The 14,401-nt window shown below is 64.8% G+C and carries 14 protein-coding genes; 7 read left to right on the top strand and 7 right to left on the bottom strand.

Features of this window, described 5'->3' with window-relative positions:
- The first annotated feature begins 57 nt into the window (after positions 1-57).
- From PVE73_RS22115 to PVE73_RS22085, 7 genes are all read left to right on the top strand, one after another.
- Positions 58-1,038 carry a tripartite tricarboxylate transporter substrate binding protein gene (locus PVE73_RS22115; RefSeq protein WP_277364316.1) on the top strand — a complete coding sequence of 327 codons (981 nt, stop codon included), beginning with the start codon at positions 58-60 and terminating at the stop codon, positions 1,036-1,038.
- A 61-nt stretch (positions 1,039-1,099) separates the two neighbouring features.
- On the top strand, positions 1,100-1,600 hold the full coding sequence (locus tag PVE73_RS22110; protein WP_277364315.1) for a tripartite tricarboxylate transporter TctB family protein: 501 nt from the start codon (positions 1,100-1,102) through the stop codon (positions 1,598-1,600).
- Between the two features lie 51 nt (positions 1,601-1,651).
- A complete protein-coding gene (locus PVE73_RS22105; protein WP_277364314.1) occupies positions 1,652-3,175 on the top strand; it encodes a tripartite tricarboxylate transporter permease in 1,524 nt (507 codons plus the stop codon).
- A 20-nt stretch (positions 3,176-3,195) separates the two neighbouring features.
- The gene (locus PVE73_RS22100) at positions 3,196-4,629 is read left to right on the top strand and encodes a flagellar biosynthesis protein FlgA (protein ID WP_277364313.1); all 1,434 of its coding nucleotides are present in this window, start codon (positions 3,196-3,198) and stop codon (positions 4,627-4,629) included.
- On the top strand, positions 4,629-5,891 hold the full coding sequence (otnK, locus tag PVE73_RS22095) for a 3-oxo-tetronate kinase (RefSeq protein ID WP_277364312.1): 1,263 nt from the start codon (positions 4,629-4,631) through the stop codon (positions 5,889-5,891). Before PVE73_RS22100 ends, otnK begins: the two co-directional genes overlap by 1 nt.
- Complete coding sequence (gene otnC / locus PVE73_RS22090) at positions 5,888-6,538, top strand: 3-oxo-tetronate 4-phosphate decarboxylase (RefSeq protein ID WP_277364311.1); 651 nt, start codon at positions 5,888-5,890, stop codon at positions 6,536-6,538. Before otnK ends, otnC begins: the two co-directional genes overlap by 4 nt.
- Positions 6,535-7,302 carry a TIM barrel protein gene (locus tag PVE73_RS22085; RefSeq protein ID WP_277364310.1) on the top strand — a complete coding sequence of 256 codons (768 nt, stop codon included), beginning with the start codon at positions 6,535-6,537 and terminating at the stop codon, positions 7,300-7,302. Before otnC ends, PVE73_RS22085 begins: the two co-directional genes overlap by 4 nt.
- Positions 7,303-7,414: 112 nt before the next feature.
- On the opposite strand, the gene PVE73_RS22080 is transcribed toward PVE73_RS22085, so the two are convergent.
- The 7 genes from PVE73_RS22080 to PVE73_RS22050 all read right to left on the bottom strand — a co-directional run bounded on the left by PVE73_RS22080 (position 7,415) and on the right by PVE73_RS22050 (position 14,401).
- A complete protein-coding gene (locus tag PVE73_RS22080) occupies positions 7,415-8,650 on the bottom strand; it encodes a CoA transferase (RefSeq protein WP_277364309.1) in 1,236 nt (411 codons plus the stop codon).
- A complete protein-coding gene (locus PVE73_RS22075) occupies positions 8,647-9,804 on the bottom strand; it encodes an ABC transporter ATP-binding protein (RefSeq protein ID WP_277364308.1) in 1,158 nt (385 codons plus the stop codon). The genes PVE73_RS22080 and PVE73_RS22075 overlap by 4 nt, the downstream gene beginning before the upstream one ends.
- A gap of 55 nt (positions 9,805-9,859) precedes the next feature.
- On the bottom strand, positions 9,860-10,897 hold the full coding sequence (locus tag PVE73_RS22070) for an extracellular solute-binding protein (RefSeq protein ID WP_277364307.1): 1,038 nt from the start codon (positions 10,895-10,897) through the stop codon (positions 9,860-9,862).
- A gap of 93 nt (positions 10,898-10,990) precedes the next feature.
- Positions 10,991-11,620: a fumarate hydratase C-terminal domain-containing protein gene (locus PVE73_RS22065; protein WP_277364306.1), complete on the bottom strand. Its 630-nt coding sequence runs from the start codon at positions 11,618-11,620 to the stop codon at positions 10,991-10,993.
- An 8-nt stretch (positions 11,621-11,628) separates the two neighbouring features.
- On the bottom strand, positions 11,629-12,498 hold the full coding sequence (locus PVE73_RS22060) for a fumarate hydratase (protein ID WP_277364305.1): 870 nt from the start codon (positions 12,496-12,498) through the stop codon (positions 11,629-11,631).
- 18 nt (positions 12,499-12,516) lie between these two features.
- Positions 12,517-13,179 carry a carboxymuconolactone decarboxylase family protein gene (locus tag PVE73_RS22055; RefSeq protein ID WP_277364304.1) on the bottom strand — a complete coding sequence of 221 codons (663 nt, stop codon included), beginning with the start codon at positions 13,177-13,179 and terminating at the stop codon, positions 12,517-12,519.
- Between the two features lie 7 nt (positions 13,180-13,186).
- On the bottom strand, positions 13,187-14,401 hold the full coding sequence (locus PVE73_RS22050; RefSeq protein ID WP_277364303.1) for a CaiB/BaiF CoA-transferase family protein: 1,215 nt from the start codon (positions 14,399-14,401) through the stop codon (positions 13,187-13,189).

The raw sequence follows: 14,401 nt of genomic DNA, 5'->3' as shown, positions 1-14,401 counted from the left end.
GGAGATCGCAGCGCGATCGACGATTTTGAAGCTCTACAAACGGGAGGAAAGAACATGATGAGACTTGTTTCTGCACTGGCCCTGACCCTCGCGGTGAGCGCTCCCGCGCTTGCCTTCGAGCCGAGCAGGCCGGTCGAGTTCGTCGTCACGTCCGGTGCGGGCGGCGGCACGGACACTTTCGCCAGGACCGTGCAGTCCATCATCACCAAGCACGAACTGATGGATTCTTCCATCGTCGTGACGAACAAGGGCGGAGGCAGCGGCGCGGAGGGCTATGTTTATGCCACCGGCTACCGCGGAGACCCGCACAAGCTGATCTTCGGCACCAACAACGAATATCTGCTGCCGAGCGTGGCAAAGGTGCCCTACAAGGCCGAGGACCTCGTCCCCGTGGCGGCCATGGCGCTCGACGAATTCCTGATATGGGTGAACGGGGAATCGGAATTTGATGATGCGGCAGCCTTCATAGCGGCCGCCAAGGCGACACCGAACGCCGTCACCTTCGGCGGCAGCCAGTCGAAGGATACCGATCAGATCCTCGTCTCCATGCTCGGCGACGTGGTGGGCGCCCAGTTCCGCTACATCCCCTTCAAGGGTGGCGGCGCGGCCGCGACGCAACTGGCGGGCGGCCACATCGATGCCAATGTCAACAACCCGAACGAGAACCGCGGGCAATGGGAGGCGGGCATGGTGAAGCCGCTCTGCGTCTTCCGCCCCGAACGCTTCCCCGAGAGCCAGCCCATCCACGATGGAAAAGGCTGGCACGATATCCCGACCTGCAAGGAGGCCGGCATCGATCTCGAGAACTACCGGATGCCCCGCACGGTATGGCTGCCCGCCGGAGTGGATGAAGAGGTCGTTGCCTACTATCGCGATCTCCTCCAGAAGGTCAGCCAGACGCCGGAATGGGCGGACTATCTGGCCAAGACCTCGCAATCCGGCGACTTCATGACGGGCGAGCAGTTCGACGGCTATGTCCAGAAGGACGCCGCAAGCGTGAAGAAGGTGCTCGAGCGCGAAGGCTGGCTCATTCAGTGACCACGCGGCGGCGCCTGTGTGAGCGGGCGCCGCTTTTGCCTCGGGAATGGGGAGGATCGTGATGTCGAACGGGAACGGCAGACAACTCTCGCGTTACGCGATGGAGATCGCGACCGCCATAGCGACGGGTCTGATCGGGAGCGCCGTCTGCTATGGTTCGATCGAGATCGGGATCGGCTGGAGCGAAACGGGGCCCGGCTCCGGCTTTTTCCCGTTCTGCGTCGGCGTCCTCATCGTCGCCGGCAGTCTCTGGACGCTGGGCCGCACTGTCCTGGCGAACCCGCACGGCGACGAGACTTTCCTCAACTGGGAGCGGGCGAAGCCGGTGCTCGGCTTCTTCCTGCCGCTGGTCGGCTTCCTCGTCGTTTCGCTGCTGCTCGGACTCTATGTCGGCGCCTTGCTCTATATTGCCGCAGCCATGATCTGGCAGGGCGGATATCGGCCCTGGCGTGCGCTGTTGTCCGGCCTGGCGGTCGCGGTTTTCTTCTACTTCGTCTTCGAGATCGGCTTTCAGGTTCCGCTGCTCAAGGGGCCGGTCGAAAACTGGCTCGGCATCTACTGACCGGCAGGAAGCCGCATCCGTCTGAAACGGCGGCTTTCCGGGAGGAGCTCAATGGAGAATTTCAGCCACCTTATGGATGGCTTCGCCACCGTGATCAGCGGCTACCACTTCATGATCATGGTCGTCGGCGTGCTGCTTGGCATCCTCGTGGGGGTCCTGCCCGGCCTCGGCGCCCCCAACGGCGTCTCGCTTCTCCTGCCGCTGACCTTCGCGATGGACCCGGTCTCCGCCATCATCCTTTTGTCCTGCATGTACTGGGGCGCTCTCTTCGGCGGGTCCACGACCTCGATCCTCTTCAACATTCCCGGCGAGCCGTCCTCCGTGGCCACGACCTTCGACGGCTACCCAATGGCGCGCGACGGCCACGCGACGCGCGCCCTGACGCTGGCTTTCGTCTCGGCAGGAATCGGGGCGATCTCCGGCGTTGTGATGATCACGCTTCTTTCAGGCTGGGTCGCGCGCTTCGCGCTGCAGTTCTCGTCACCGGAATTTTTCGCCGTTTACTTCCTCGCCTTCGCAAGCTTCATCGGAATGGGCGCCAGCGCACCCGCCAAGACGCTTGTTTCCATGATGATGGGCTTTGCTTTCGCCAGCGTCGGCATGGACACGATTTCGGGCGGACTGCGCCTGACCTTCGATATTCCGGACCTCATCAAGGGCGTCTCCTTTCTCGTCGCCGTGATGGGACTCTTCGGCATCGGGGAACTGCTGCTTACCACGGAGGAGGGGCTGCGCTTCGAGGGCGTGAAGGCCAGGATCCGCGCGAGTGACGTGTTCAAGACGCTCGCGGAGATCCCCCGCTATGCCGTCTCGATCGGCCGCTCGATCCTGATCGGCATCTGGATGGGCATCACGCCCGCCGGCCCGACGGCGGCCTCCTTCATGAGCTACGGGCTGGCCCGCCGTTTCGCCAAGGATCAGTCGCGCTTCGGCAAGGGCGATCCGCGGGGCATCATCAGCCCCGAGACTGCCGACCACTCCGCCGGCACCTCGGCGCTCCTGCCGATGCTCGCGCTGGGCGTGCCGGGCTCGGCCACGGCCGCCGTCATGATGGGCGGGCTCATGATCTGGGGCCTGACGCCAGGGCCGATGCTGTTCATCGACCGGCCGGATTTCGTATGGGGACTGATCGCGTCCATGTATCTCGGCAATCTCGTCGCCGTGCTGCTCGTGCTTTCGACGGTGCCGCTCTATGCGTCGATCCTTCGTGTCCCATTCGCGATCATCGGGCCCATCATCGTGGCGGTGATCTTTTCGGGCGCCTATCAGATCGCCAACTCCACCTTCGACATGTGGCTGGTCCTGATCTTCGGCATCGCCGGCTATGTCTTCAAGAAGCTGAACTATCCGCTCGCGCCGCTTGTGCTTGCAATGGTGCTGGGCGACAAGGCGGAGGACGCGTTCCGCCAGTCGCTGCTGATGTCGGACGGTTCGCTAACGATCTTCTGGTCCAATCCGCTGGTCAGCACCATCATGGGATTGGGCGTGCTGATGCTCGCCTGGCCACTGATAGCAAAGGCGGTGGGCTTCCGTAACGTCCTGCGCCGCGCCCGGCGGGATCCGTCGAGCGTCTAAAGCGAGATCGGGAGAACGACATGTTCCGTCACGCCAATTACGCGGGCGCAAACCGGAAAGTGGTGGTGTGCCTGGTCGGCTCCGGCGCCTTCGGGCGCAGCCTTCTGGCAAGCCGTGTGCCGCTGATGCATGTCGCCATGGCGGTGGACGTCGATGCGCGACGGGCTGCTGCCGCGCTGTGTGCAGCAGGCGCGGAGGAGGACAGGATTACCGTCTGCGAAAACGCAGAAGACGCGCGAGCGGCTTTTGCCGCGGGTAGCCTTATAGCCGCCGGTGACCTGGCGGACGTGATCGACCTGCCTTTCGACATCCTCGTCGAGGCAACGGGCAGTCCGGAAGCCGGTGCACGGCACGCGGAGATGGCGATTGCGGCAGGGCGCCATGTCGCGCTGGTCACAAAGGAGGTGGACAGCGTCGTCGGGCCGGGATTGGCCCGCAGGGCTGCGGCGGCAGGGGCAGTCGTCACGCCGGTCGACGGCGACCAGCCGAGCCTCCTGATCGACCTCGTCACCTGGGCGGAAGTCCTCGGCTTTGAGGTCGTCGCGGCGGGGAAGTCGAGCGAGTACGACTTTGTATTCGATCCGGCCGCGGGCACGCTCACCAGCAACGGCGCGACTGTCTCGGCGGCGAAGTTCGCTGCCCTCCTCGACCTCGGCGATCGCGACGTCGCGGAACTCGTAGCTGCCCGGGCCCAAGCGGCAGCGGCACTGCCGCAGCGCGCGGTGCCGGACCTTTGCGAACTGGCCGTCGTGAGCCATTCGGTCGATCTTGAGCCGGACCGGCCCGATCTTCACTGTCCCATCGCCCGCATCTCCGAGGTCCCGACCTTCTTTTCCACACTTCGTGAGGGCGGACTGCTCTCGGGCGAGCGCAGGATGGATGTCTTCCATTGCCTCCGGCTGCCCGGCGAGGTGAGTTTTGCCGGCGGCGTGTTCGTGGTGATACGATGCCGCGATGAAGCAAGCTGGGACATGCTGGCGGGCAAGGGGCATATCCTCAGCCGGACCGGCGAGACGGCCATGATCTACCTTCCGCGTCACCTCCTCGGGCTCGAGGCGGCGACCAGCATACTCGATGCGGCGCTGCTCGGCCGCTCGAGCGGCGCGCCGGAGCCTCGCCCGAGATTCGATCTCGTCGCGGTGGCGGAGCGGGATCTGGAGCAGGGCAGGGTGCTCGTTGCAAGCGGCCACCATCACGCGATCGAGGATGTGACCGCGGCCCTGCTGCCTGCGGCCGCGCTCGCGGCGGAACGGCCCGCGCCCTTCTATCTTGCGGCCGACCGGCGGTTGGTGCGGCCGGTGCGTGCCGGTGAGCCGATCCGGCTGGCCGATCTCGATCTCGACAGGAACTCCCCTTTGTTCATTGCGCGGCTGGAGCAGGATGCATGGTTTTTTACATCGCCCCCTCTGGCCGGTAACACTAACACTACGGCCTTTCGCGAAAGGAGTGCCTGATGCTGCTCGGCTGCATCGGAGATGACTTCACCGGCTCTTCCGATCTGGCGAACACCCTTGCGAAGGGCGGGATGCGGGTCACGCAATATTGCGGGATCCCGGACGCCTCCTCCGATCCTTCTGTGGAAGCGGGGATCGTGGCCCTGAAGTCGCGGACAATTCCGCCGGCGGAGGCCGTCGCCCTCTCGCTCAAGGCTCTCGAATGGCTCATGGCACAGGGGTGCCGGCAGTTCTTTTTCAAATATTGCTCGACCTTCGACTCCACGCCCGAGGGCAATATCGGCCCGGTGATCGACGCATTGCTCGCGCGCCTCGGCGCCGACCGCACGATCGTCTGTCCCGCCTTCCCGACAACCGGCCGGACCGTCTATCAGGGGCATCTCTTCGTCGGCGACCGGCTCCTCAGCGAAAGCGGAATGGAGCAGCATCCGCTCACGCCGATGACCGATCCGGACATCCGGCGATGGCTGGCCAGCCAGACCGAACATGCTGTCGGCCACGTCCCCGAATCCGTCGTGACGCGCGGGGCGGAGGCCATCCGCGCCGCGCTCGATGGCGAGGTTTCAGCCTGCCGGCCGGTGGTCGTCGTCGATGCCGTACGCGACGAGGACCTGCAGGCGATCGGCAGGGCTGCGCGTGATCTCAAGCTCGTCACCGGCGGTTCGGGAATTGCCCTCGGCCTGCCGGACAATTTCAGGCAATCCGGGCTGCTGGCAGAAAGCCGCGGCGGCTGGGAGCCCGCGCGCGGTCCGGCGGCGATCCTCTCCGGCTCCTGCTCGCGCATGACGCGGGCGCAGGTCGCTCGCTACCGGGAAGGACATCCTGCGCTCGAGGTGCGGCCGGAAGACCTGATGGCGGGACGTGTGACGGTCGCGGACGCCGCCGGCTGGGCGTTGGCCAGGATGGCCGACGATGCGCCGCTGGTCTTCACCTCGGACGAGCCCGCGGCAGTTGCCGCGGCGCAGAAGCGCTATGGGCGCGAGGAGATCGCGAGCGCGATCGAGGCATTCTTCGCCGAGCTGGCAAGGCGTCTTGCAGCCGGCGGGGTGGAACGTCTGGTCGTGGCGGGCGGCGAGACTTCGGGCGCGGTTGTGGAAGGCCTCCGGTTGCCTGCCCTTGAGATCGGGCCGGAAATCGCGCCCGGCGTGCCGGCCGTCAAAGCCACCGACAGGCCGTTGTGGCTGTCGTTGAAGTCGGGCAATTTCGGCGGCGCCGAATTCTTCGAGACGGCACTGAAGACGCTGGAGGGAAGCTCCCGATGAGCGCCGAAGCCAGGCTACGCGAGGAGATCTGCCTCTTCGCCCGCTCGCTCTTCGAGCGCGGCCTCACGCATGGCTCGACCGGCAACATTTCGTCGCGGCTGCCGAATGGGGATCTGCTGGTAACCCCGACCGGCTCCTCCTTCGGCCGGCTGGACCCCGCGCGGCTGAGCCGGCTCAGTCCCGACGGCAGGCACGTGGACGGCGACAAGCCGACCAAGGAAATGCCCTTGCACCAGGCGTTCTACGAGACGCGCTCATCGGCGGGCGCCGTCGTCCATCTGCATTCCACCCATTCCGTCGCGTGGTCGGTTCTGCCGGATGTCGATCCGGACGACCTCCTGCCGCCGCTGACGGCCTATTCGATCATGCAGCTCGGCAAGGTGAAGCTCCTCCCCTTCTTCGTCCCGGGCGATGCGGCGATGGGCGACGCCATTCGCGAGCTTGCCGGCAGGCGGTCGGCGGTAATGCTCGCCCATCACGGCCCCGTGGTGGCGGGGAAGGACCTTTTCGCGGCGGTCAACGCCATTGAGGAACTCGAGGCGACCGCGAAGCTCGCGTTGCTGACCCGCGGACACCAGCCCCGACACCTCTCAGGAGAGGATATTCAGCGCATTGTCTCGAAATTCGATGTGGAGTGGCCGTCATGATCCGGCTGTCGGCCAATTTGGGTTTCCTCTGGAGCGACCTGCCGCTGCCCGATGCCATCCGCCGCGCCAAGGCGGCTGGATTTGATGCGGTCGAATGTCATTGGCCCTACGACACCGATCCGGATGGGGTGAAGGCGGCGCTCGAAGAAACCGGCCTGCCCATGCTCGGTCTGAACACGTCCAAAGGAGGAGCCGGGGAGTTCGGGCTTTCGGCCCTTGCCGGCCGCGAGGGGGAGGCGCGCGCCGCCATCCGCGACGCTGTCGAGTATGCCGCTGCGATCGAGGCGCGTGCGGTCCATGTCATGGCGGGGCTTGCGCGCGGTGATGGCGCTGCCGCGATCTTCGCGGAAAATCTCGCTTATGCCTGTGAACTCGGCGCTCCCCACGGCATCACGATTTTCATCGAACCGCTGAATGCGCGCGACGTGCCGGGCTATCTTGTTGGAACGGTCGAAGAAGCCGCGGCGATCGTGGAGCGTGTGGGTCGACGTGAATTGAAGGTCATGTTCGATTGCTATCACCAGCAGATCATGGGCGGAGACCTGCTTCACCGGTTTCGGCGCCATCGCGGTCTCATCGGCCACGTGCAGTTCGCCGCCGTTCCCTCACGGGCGGAGCCGGATGAAGGGGAGGTGGCTTTCGACCGCCTGCTGCCGGCGATCGCGGCGGAAGGTTATGACGGCTTTTTCGGAGCGGAGTACAGGCCGCGCGCCGCAACGGACGCCGGCCTTGGCTGGTTGAAGGTGTTGCGCGGGAAGATCTGAAGGCGGCGGATTTCCAATCCGCGACATGGTCGGGCCGCCGGCATGGGCATCTGGTGCCCTGCGATGGTCTGCTATCCGCCTCCTGCAGGAGAACGTGGCTGCAAGCGCGTCTTCAGCGTGAGTCCGGCGCGATGATCTTGTCTGCCGCCAGGCTGGAGATCTCTTCGGAGCCGAGATCGAGCAATTCCTGGAGCACCCGTGCGGTATCGGCGCCCAGCTGCGGCGGATATTTCCGATAGCTGGCGGGCGTCTCGGAATACCTGATCGGATTGGCGAAGAATCGAAACGGGCCGTGTTGCGGATGGGGCATCTCAAAGAGCATTTCGCGATGGGCGATCTGCGGGTCCTCCAGCGCCTGCCTGAAATTGTTGATGGGGCTGCTCGGAACGCCGGCGCGGTCCAGATCGGTGCGCCACTCGGCTGCCGTGCGCCGCGAGAAGCATTCGGCCAGGATCGACACGAGGATGGCCTTGTGCGCCATGCGGTCGCGATTGGTGCGGAACCGCGCGTCCTCCGCGACGCCTTCGAGCCCGAGAACCTCGCAAAGCTTGGCGAATTGCCGATCGTTGCCGACCGCGATCATCAAATCCATGTCCGCGCAGCGGAAGGCCTGCCACGGGCATGTGGTCTGGGAAGCCGCTCCCGCGCGTACCGGCATACGGCCTGAGACAAGATAGTTCATGCCGATATGCGAAAGCGCCGCCATCTGGCAATCGAGAAGCGACAGGTCGATATGCTGGCCGCTGCCGCCGTTGTCGCGGTGGCTGACTGCGCCGAGAACGGCGATCGCCGCATAGAGTCCCGCAATGATGTCGGAAACGCTGAAGCCCACCAGATTGGGGCCCGCGCCGGGCTCGCCGTCCGGCACGCCGGTGATGCTCATGAGGCCGCTCATGGCCTGGAAGAGCGGATCGTAGCCGGGCAGGTGGGCGTAGGGACCGGTCTGGCCGAAGCCCGTGATCGAGCAGTAGATGATATCGGGATTGATCGCCTTCAGGTCCTCATAGCCAAGGCCCTGCCGGTCGAGAGTGCCGCTCTTGAAATTCTCCACCACCACGTCGCATTTGGCCGCAAGCCGGCGGATTAGCTCCCGGCCCTCTGCGCTCTTGAAATCGATCGCCACGGATTGCTTGCCGCGGTTCATTGCGAGGAAGGAGGAGGTCTCTCCGGTTTCGTTGCCGGCTTCGTCCAGCCGGTGTACGCCGAGATGGCGGGCTTCGTCGCCGTAGACGGGATGCTCGACCTTGATCACCTCGGCGCCGAAATCAGCCAGGATCTGCGTAGCCCAGGGGCCCGCGAAGACGCGGCTCAGGTCGAGCACGCGAATATGGGAAAGGCAGCCGCTCATGTTTGGGGGGTGCTTCTCGGGTCGCTGGAGGCTGAGGGGAAGGCAAGGGTGGTCTCGATGGGAAAGTCCATGGCGACGCGGGTGCCCACTGGATAGTCCGCCGTGGCTTCGGCACCCGCCTGGAACACCGTGTCGCCGACGCGAATATGGTACCGGTTCATGTTGCCGACGAAACCGGACATGACCACCTCGCCCTCCACGCGGTTGCATGTTCCGCCGCCGGGCCCGCCCGGCGCGGAAAGACGGATCGTCTCCGGACGCACCGACACGGAGATCGGCCCGGAATTGCTGCAATGGGAGCGTGGTGAACAGGCGATCGTCTGGCCTCCGCCGATCTCGACGGAGATCGCATCGCCGCCACTGGTCCCGATGAGCCGGCCGCGGACGAGGTTGGTGGAACCCACGAAACTGGCGACGAAGGAATCCTGGGGCGAGAAGTAGATCTCGCGCGGGGAGCCCATCTGGACGATGCGTCCTTCGTTGATGATGGCGATCGTATCCGACATCTCCAGCGCCTCCGTCTGGTCGTGCGTGACATAGACGGTCGTGACGCCGATCTGCCGCTGCAGGCGTTTCAGCTCGTTGCGCATCTCCTCGCGCAGGGTCGCGTCGAGATTGCTCAGCGGCTCGTCGAGGAGCAGCAGCCTAGGCTTGCGGACGATCGCCCGGGCGAGCGCCACACGCTGCTGCTGGCCGCCCGAAAGCCGGGTGGCGGGCCTGCCGCCAAATCCATCGAGGCTGACGGTGCGCAGCGCCTCGTTGACCATCGCCTCGATGTCGCGGCGGCTGAACCTCTCGTCCTTCGCCACGCGCAAGGGAAAGGCGACGTTCTCGAAAACCGTCATATGCGGCCAGATCGCGTAGGACTGGAAGACCATGCCGATCTTGCGCAGGTTCATCGGCACCCAGGTGCCGTCGGAGGAGTTGTAGAACGTCCGGTCGCCGACGCGGATCGAGCCCCGGTCGGGGAACTCCAGGCCTGCGATGCAGCGCAGCGTGGTCGTCTTGCCGCAGCCGCTGGGGCCGAGAAGGGTGAAGAAGGTTCCCTCGGGAAGGTCGAAGCTCGCGTCTCGGACGCCGCCGGCGGGCGAGCCGCCGGACTCCTGATAGACCTTGGTGAGAAAATCTACATGAAGCGCTGAAGAATCCGTCATCATTCGATATTCCAAAGAGCAGCACCCACGGTTTTCGGGGCGCGGACCGTAGCGGTTATTTGAACATCCTATCGTAGATGGCGACCATGTCCTTCAGGTCTCGCGCCGTGGCCTCCGGCGATATCACGAAGGTCTCGAAGCCTCCCTCCTTGGGCTTCAGCGTCGGCTCGGCCGCCGGGACATTCGGGTTGGCGGGGATATAGAGCGCATCGCGCATCACCGACTGCCCCTCCTCCGAAAGGATGAACTCGACCAGAAGCTTGGCGGCGTTGGGGTGCTGCGCGTTCTTGACGATGCCGAGCGGATTGACCGCCTGGATCACCGGTTCGAGCTTCACCCACTCCACCGGCGCACCCTTCTGCGCGCTGATGGCCGAGTGGTGGTTGAATGTCATGAGACCGATCGGGAACTCGCCGGCGATCACCTTGTCGAGCACGACGCGCTGGCTCGCGGGCACGTTGACGATGTTCTGCGCGGCGAGCTTCTCCAGATATTCGCTGCCTTTTTCTTCGCCCATGGTCTGCATCACGGTGTAGATGAAGCCGGGGGCGCCGAGCATCGTCGGATCGGACGTCCATGCGATCTTGCCGGTCCATTTGGGGTTGAGCAGCTTTTCGTAGGTGTCGGGGCGGTCGGCTTCCGAAACGAGCGTGGTGTTGATCGCCGGAACCATGAAGTAGAGATTGGCGGCCGTCCAGTAGCCGTCAGGGTCCTTGGTGCGCTCGTCGAAATCGGCGGCGGCTTCGGGCTTGTAGGGTTCGACGAGACCCGCCTCCATCAGGGGGAAGACAGCCGAGGAGCCGTCAAAGACATCCGCCATCGGCCTTCCTGCCTGCGCCTCACTCTGCACCTTCAGAACGACTTCCGACGAGGTATGACGCGCAGCGTTGACCTTGATGCCGGGATACTTGGCCTCGAACGCCTCGACGATTGGCCGGACGATCTGGTTCACGATCATGCCGGAGTACCAGACCACCTCGCCCTCCTGCTTGGCGGCGTCGATCGTCGCCTGGTCGATGGCGAAAGCCTGTGTGGTGCCGATTGCCAGCGTGCTCGCGAGCACGGCCGCCTTGGCGAATCTTCCGAAGAGCATTCCTTCCTCCCTTTGAATTTCCGGTCTGCTGGCCTAAATGTATCTAAAGACCAGTTTATTGTCCTTTACAGGGCCGGTCAAGCGGACGTTGCCTCAAGAGCCGGCGGCTTTTTCCCGGGCGGATGCGAGTTTTGCCAGAATCTCCGCGCGGCGAGCGGCCGCCCTCTCAGCCAGGCTGTCGTAGAGACTGTTGCCTCGCGCATCGATGGCCACGGTCAGCGGGCCGAGTCGTTCGACCTCCATGGCAACCAGCCGATAGTGCGCGATGAGATCGTCCCAGGCCACCTGCCGGATGCGCCGGATGGCGCCGGAAATGAGTGGCGCCCCGCCGCCGAGGAAGGAGAGATATACGCCGCCTACCTCGCCCAGCGCCTTGGCGCAATCGGCATCGAGCCCGCCCTTGCCACCGACGCAACGAAGCCGGAAGTGCCGGATGATCTCCGGCATCATCGCATTGAAACGGGTGCTTGTGGTCGGGTTCATGTACAGAACGTCGAAGCCGTCGTCGCCCGCCTTGCTGTAGCTGCCCAGATGGAAGAAGGCGGCGTTGTCGAGGCCAATCGGTGGATTGTGCCCGTCGCGGATACAATCGAGGATGCGCTGATGGGTGGGGATGCCGGCGGTCACGACGATCGGCCCGTCGAGCGTGACCATGTCGCCGAGCTGGAGGCTCGCGGCGGCTTCCGGGCAGAGTGGAAGCGTATGGTGATGGAGTTCTGCCATCGCGCCGCCTATTCGACCCTTTCCACCGTCCCGTCACTGTATATGCGTGCACGCGTTCGCCGGTTTATCCAGCAGTTGAAGCAGACGGCGACCGGGGTGAAGCCGTGGCCGGCTGCATAGTTCACATGCACGGCGAGTACGGTGGTGTCGCCACCGGTCCCCATCGGCCCGAAGCCTGTGGCGTTGACGGCATCGCGCAGCCGCTCTTCCATCGCGGCCAGGATCGGCTCGTCACTGGTGCTGCCGATCGGCCGCAGCGTGGCCTCCTTGGCCATCTTGGCGCAATAATCGAAGGTGCCGCCGATCCCGACCCCCATGACCACGGGCGGGCAGTGCTGGGAACCAGCCTTGATCGCCACGTCGAGGATATAGCTCTCGATCGTCTCGAGCGTGGGGAAGGTGAAGAGTTCCATGGCCGCCCAGCGGCCGGAGCCGAGCGCCTTGGGCGAGCAGGTGATGTCGATATAGTCGGCATCTTCGACGAGGTCGAAGGTGACAATGGGCATATCCTTGCCCGCATAGCCGCGCTCGAGCGTCAGCGGATTGGTCACGTGTTTGAGAATGGGCGGGTCGATCGTTTCGACCAGCGTCTCGAAGCCCTCGCGGATGGCGCTCTTGATATTGGAATCCCACCGCGCCCTTGTGCCGATGCGCACGAAATAGACCGGAACGCCCGAATCCGAGCACACGAAGCGGTCCTGCTCTTCCGCGGCGCGGGCGCTGGCGAGCATCATGTTCAGCGTGCGCCGTGCAGTGTCGGAAGTCTCCAGGTCGCGCGCCCGCTCCAGCGCGGCCTTTGTGTCGTCCGGGACCTTGCGCAGCGACCAGGAGTAGAGATCGCGTGCGAGCCTGCTGATGTCGGCGTCGCTGATCGTCATGGTTTCACCCGGGCGGACTCATGTCCGCCCCTCGCTTGCGAGCGGCGCAAGCGCGCTCAAGGTCGACGGCACGTCGTCTCCGGCGCTGCTCAAGGTAGGCGGCATGCCATCGGGAAGCGGGATGCGGTGCGCGTTCAGCGTCATCGAGACCATGGTGTAATAGCCGATGACCGCCGTCAGCTCCACCACGCCGCGTTCCCGCCAACGCTTGGACACGGCCCTGTAGGTTTCTTCGCTCACCTGGCCATGAAGCTGAAGCTCGCGCGCAAAGGCGTAGATTTCGCTCTCGTCGTCATCGGCAAAACGCGGTGGGCGCCCTTGGCGTATCGCTTCGATCGCCTCCTCCTTCAGACCCGCCTTCCTCGCCGCTTCGACATGCACGCTCCATTCCAGTTCGCTGTTCCAACGCCGCGCGGTGACGAGGATGGCCAATTCGTTGAGCCGCGCGGGAAGACTCGTCCTGTAGCGAAGGAATTCGCCAAGCTGCTGCCATCGGTCGGCAAGCTCGGGGCTGTGGATAGCAGCACGCAAGGGGCCGACCACGACTCCGCGCGGTCCGCGGACGACGGCGTCGAAGACGGCGCGCTGCTCGGGTGACAGGCTCTCCGGCCCGGGAAGTGTGATGCGCGCCGTCACGGTCTCGTCCTCCGGAAAGTGGTCTTGCTGGTGGTCATGGGCCATCGGCTCCTCATCGCGTTCCACTCCGACCGGCGGCTTTTTCCTGGAGAAGGCCAAGTTCCTCCAGAAGGGCCTCGGTGTGCTGGCCGAGGAGCGGCGGAGGGGTCTTGAACTCCAGCGGCGCATTTTCGAACCGCATCGGACTCACCACCTGCGGTACTTCGCCCGCAAGCGGATGCTCCAGCCGCCGCAGCATCTGCCGGTGGCGGACCTGAGGATCTTCGAAGACCCTCGGAATGGTGTTGATCGGACCGCATGGCACGCTGCAGCTGCCGAAGGCGTCAAGCCAATGATCGAGCGTGTTTTCGGCAAGCACCTGCGAGATCAGCGGGTGCAGCGTGTCGAGGTTGCGCACACGCTCCACATTGGTCGCATAACGAGGATCGTCGGCCAGGCCGGGCCTGCCGATCGCTTCGGCAAAGCGGCGGAACTGCTCGTCATTGCCGACGGCGAGCACGATGTGTCCATCCTTCACCGCGAAAACGTCCTGCGGCTGGATGTTGGGATGCTTGTTGCCCTTACGGGTCGGCGTCTTTCCGGAGACCAGAAAGTTCATCGCCTGATTGGCGAGCATGGCCACCGATACATCAAGCATGCCGATGTCGATCCGCTCGCCCTGGCCGGTCTCCGATCTCCGCGCGAGCGCAGCCAGCACGGCGATGGTGGCATACATGCCCGTCATGATGTCGACGATGGGAACGCCCACCTTCTGCGGGCCGCCGCCAGGCGCGTCGTCCCGCTCGCCCGTCACGCTCATCAGCCCGCCCATGGCCTGGATCATGAAATCGTAGGCCACCTGGTCACGCTTCGGCCCTGTGGCGCCGAAGCCTGTGATGGAGCAGTAGATGAGGTTTGGATTGACCTTCTTCAGGTCCTCGTAAGCCAGGCCGTAACGGGCCAAAGTACCGGTCTTGAAGTTTTCGAGCAGGATGTCCGACCGCGCGGCGAGCGCGCGCACGATCTCCTGGCCCTCGGGCGCAGCAATGTCCACCTCTACCGACCGCTTGCCGCGATTGACCGAGAGATAGTAGCCGGATTCGGCGGTGTCTCGGCCTTGCGCGTCTTTCAGGAACGGCGGTCCCCAGCGGCGCGTATCATCGCCCGCGCCAAGCCGCTCGATCTTGATCACGTCGGCTCCGAGATCGGCCAGGATCTGTCCTGACCAGGGGCCGGCCATGATGCGGCTCATGTCGAGCACGCGGATATGCGAAAGCGGACCGGCCAT

This window comes from Chelativorans sp. AA-79 (assembly GCF_029457495.1).
Classification (GTDB): Bacteria; Pseudomonadota; Alphaproteobacteria; order Rhizobiales; family Rhizobiaceae; genus Chelativorans.
This window is presented reverse-complemented; position numbering and strand designations above follow the sequence as displayed.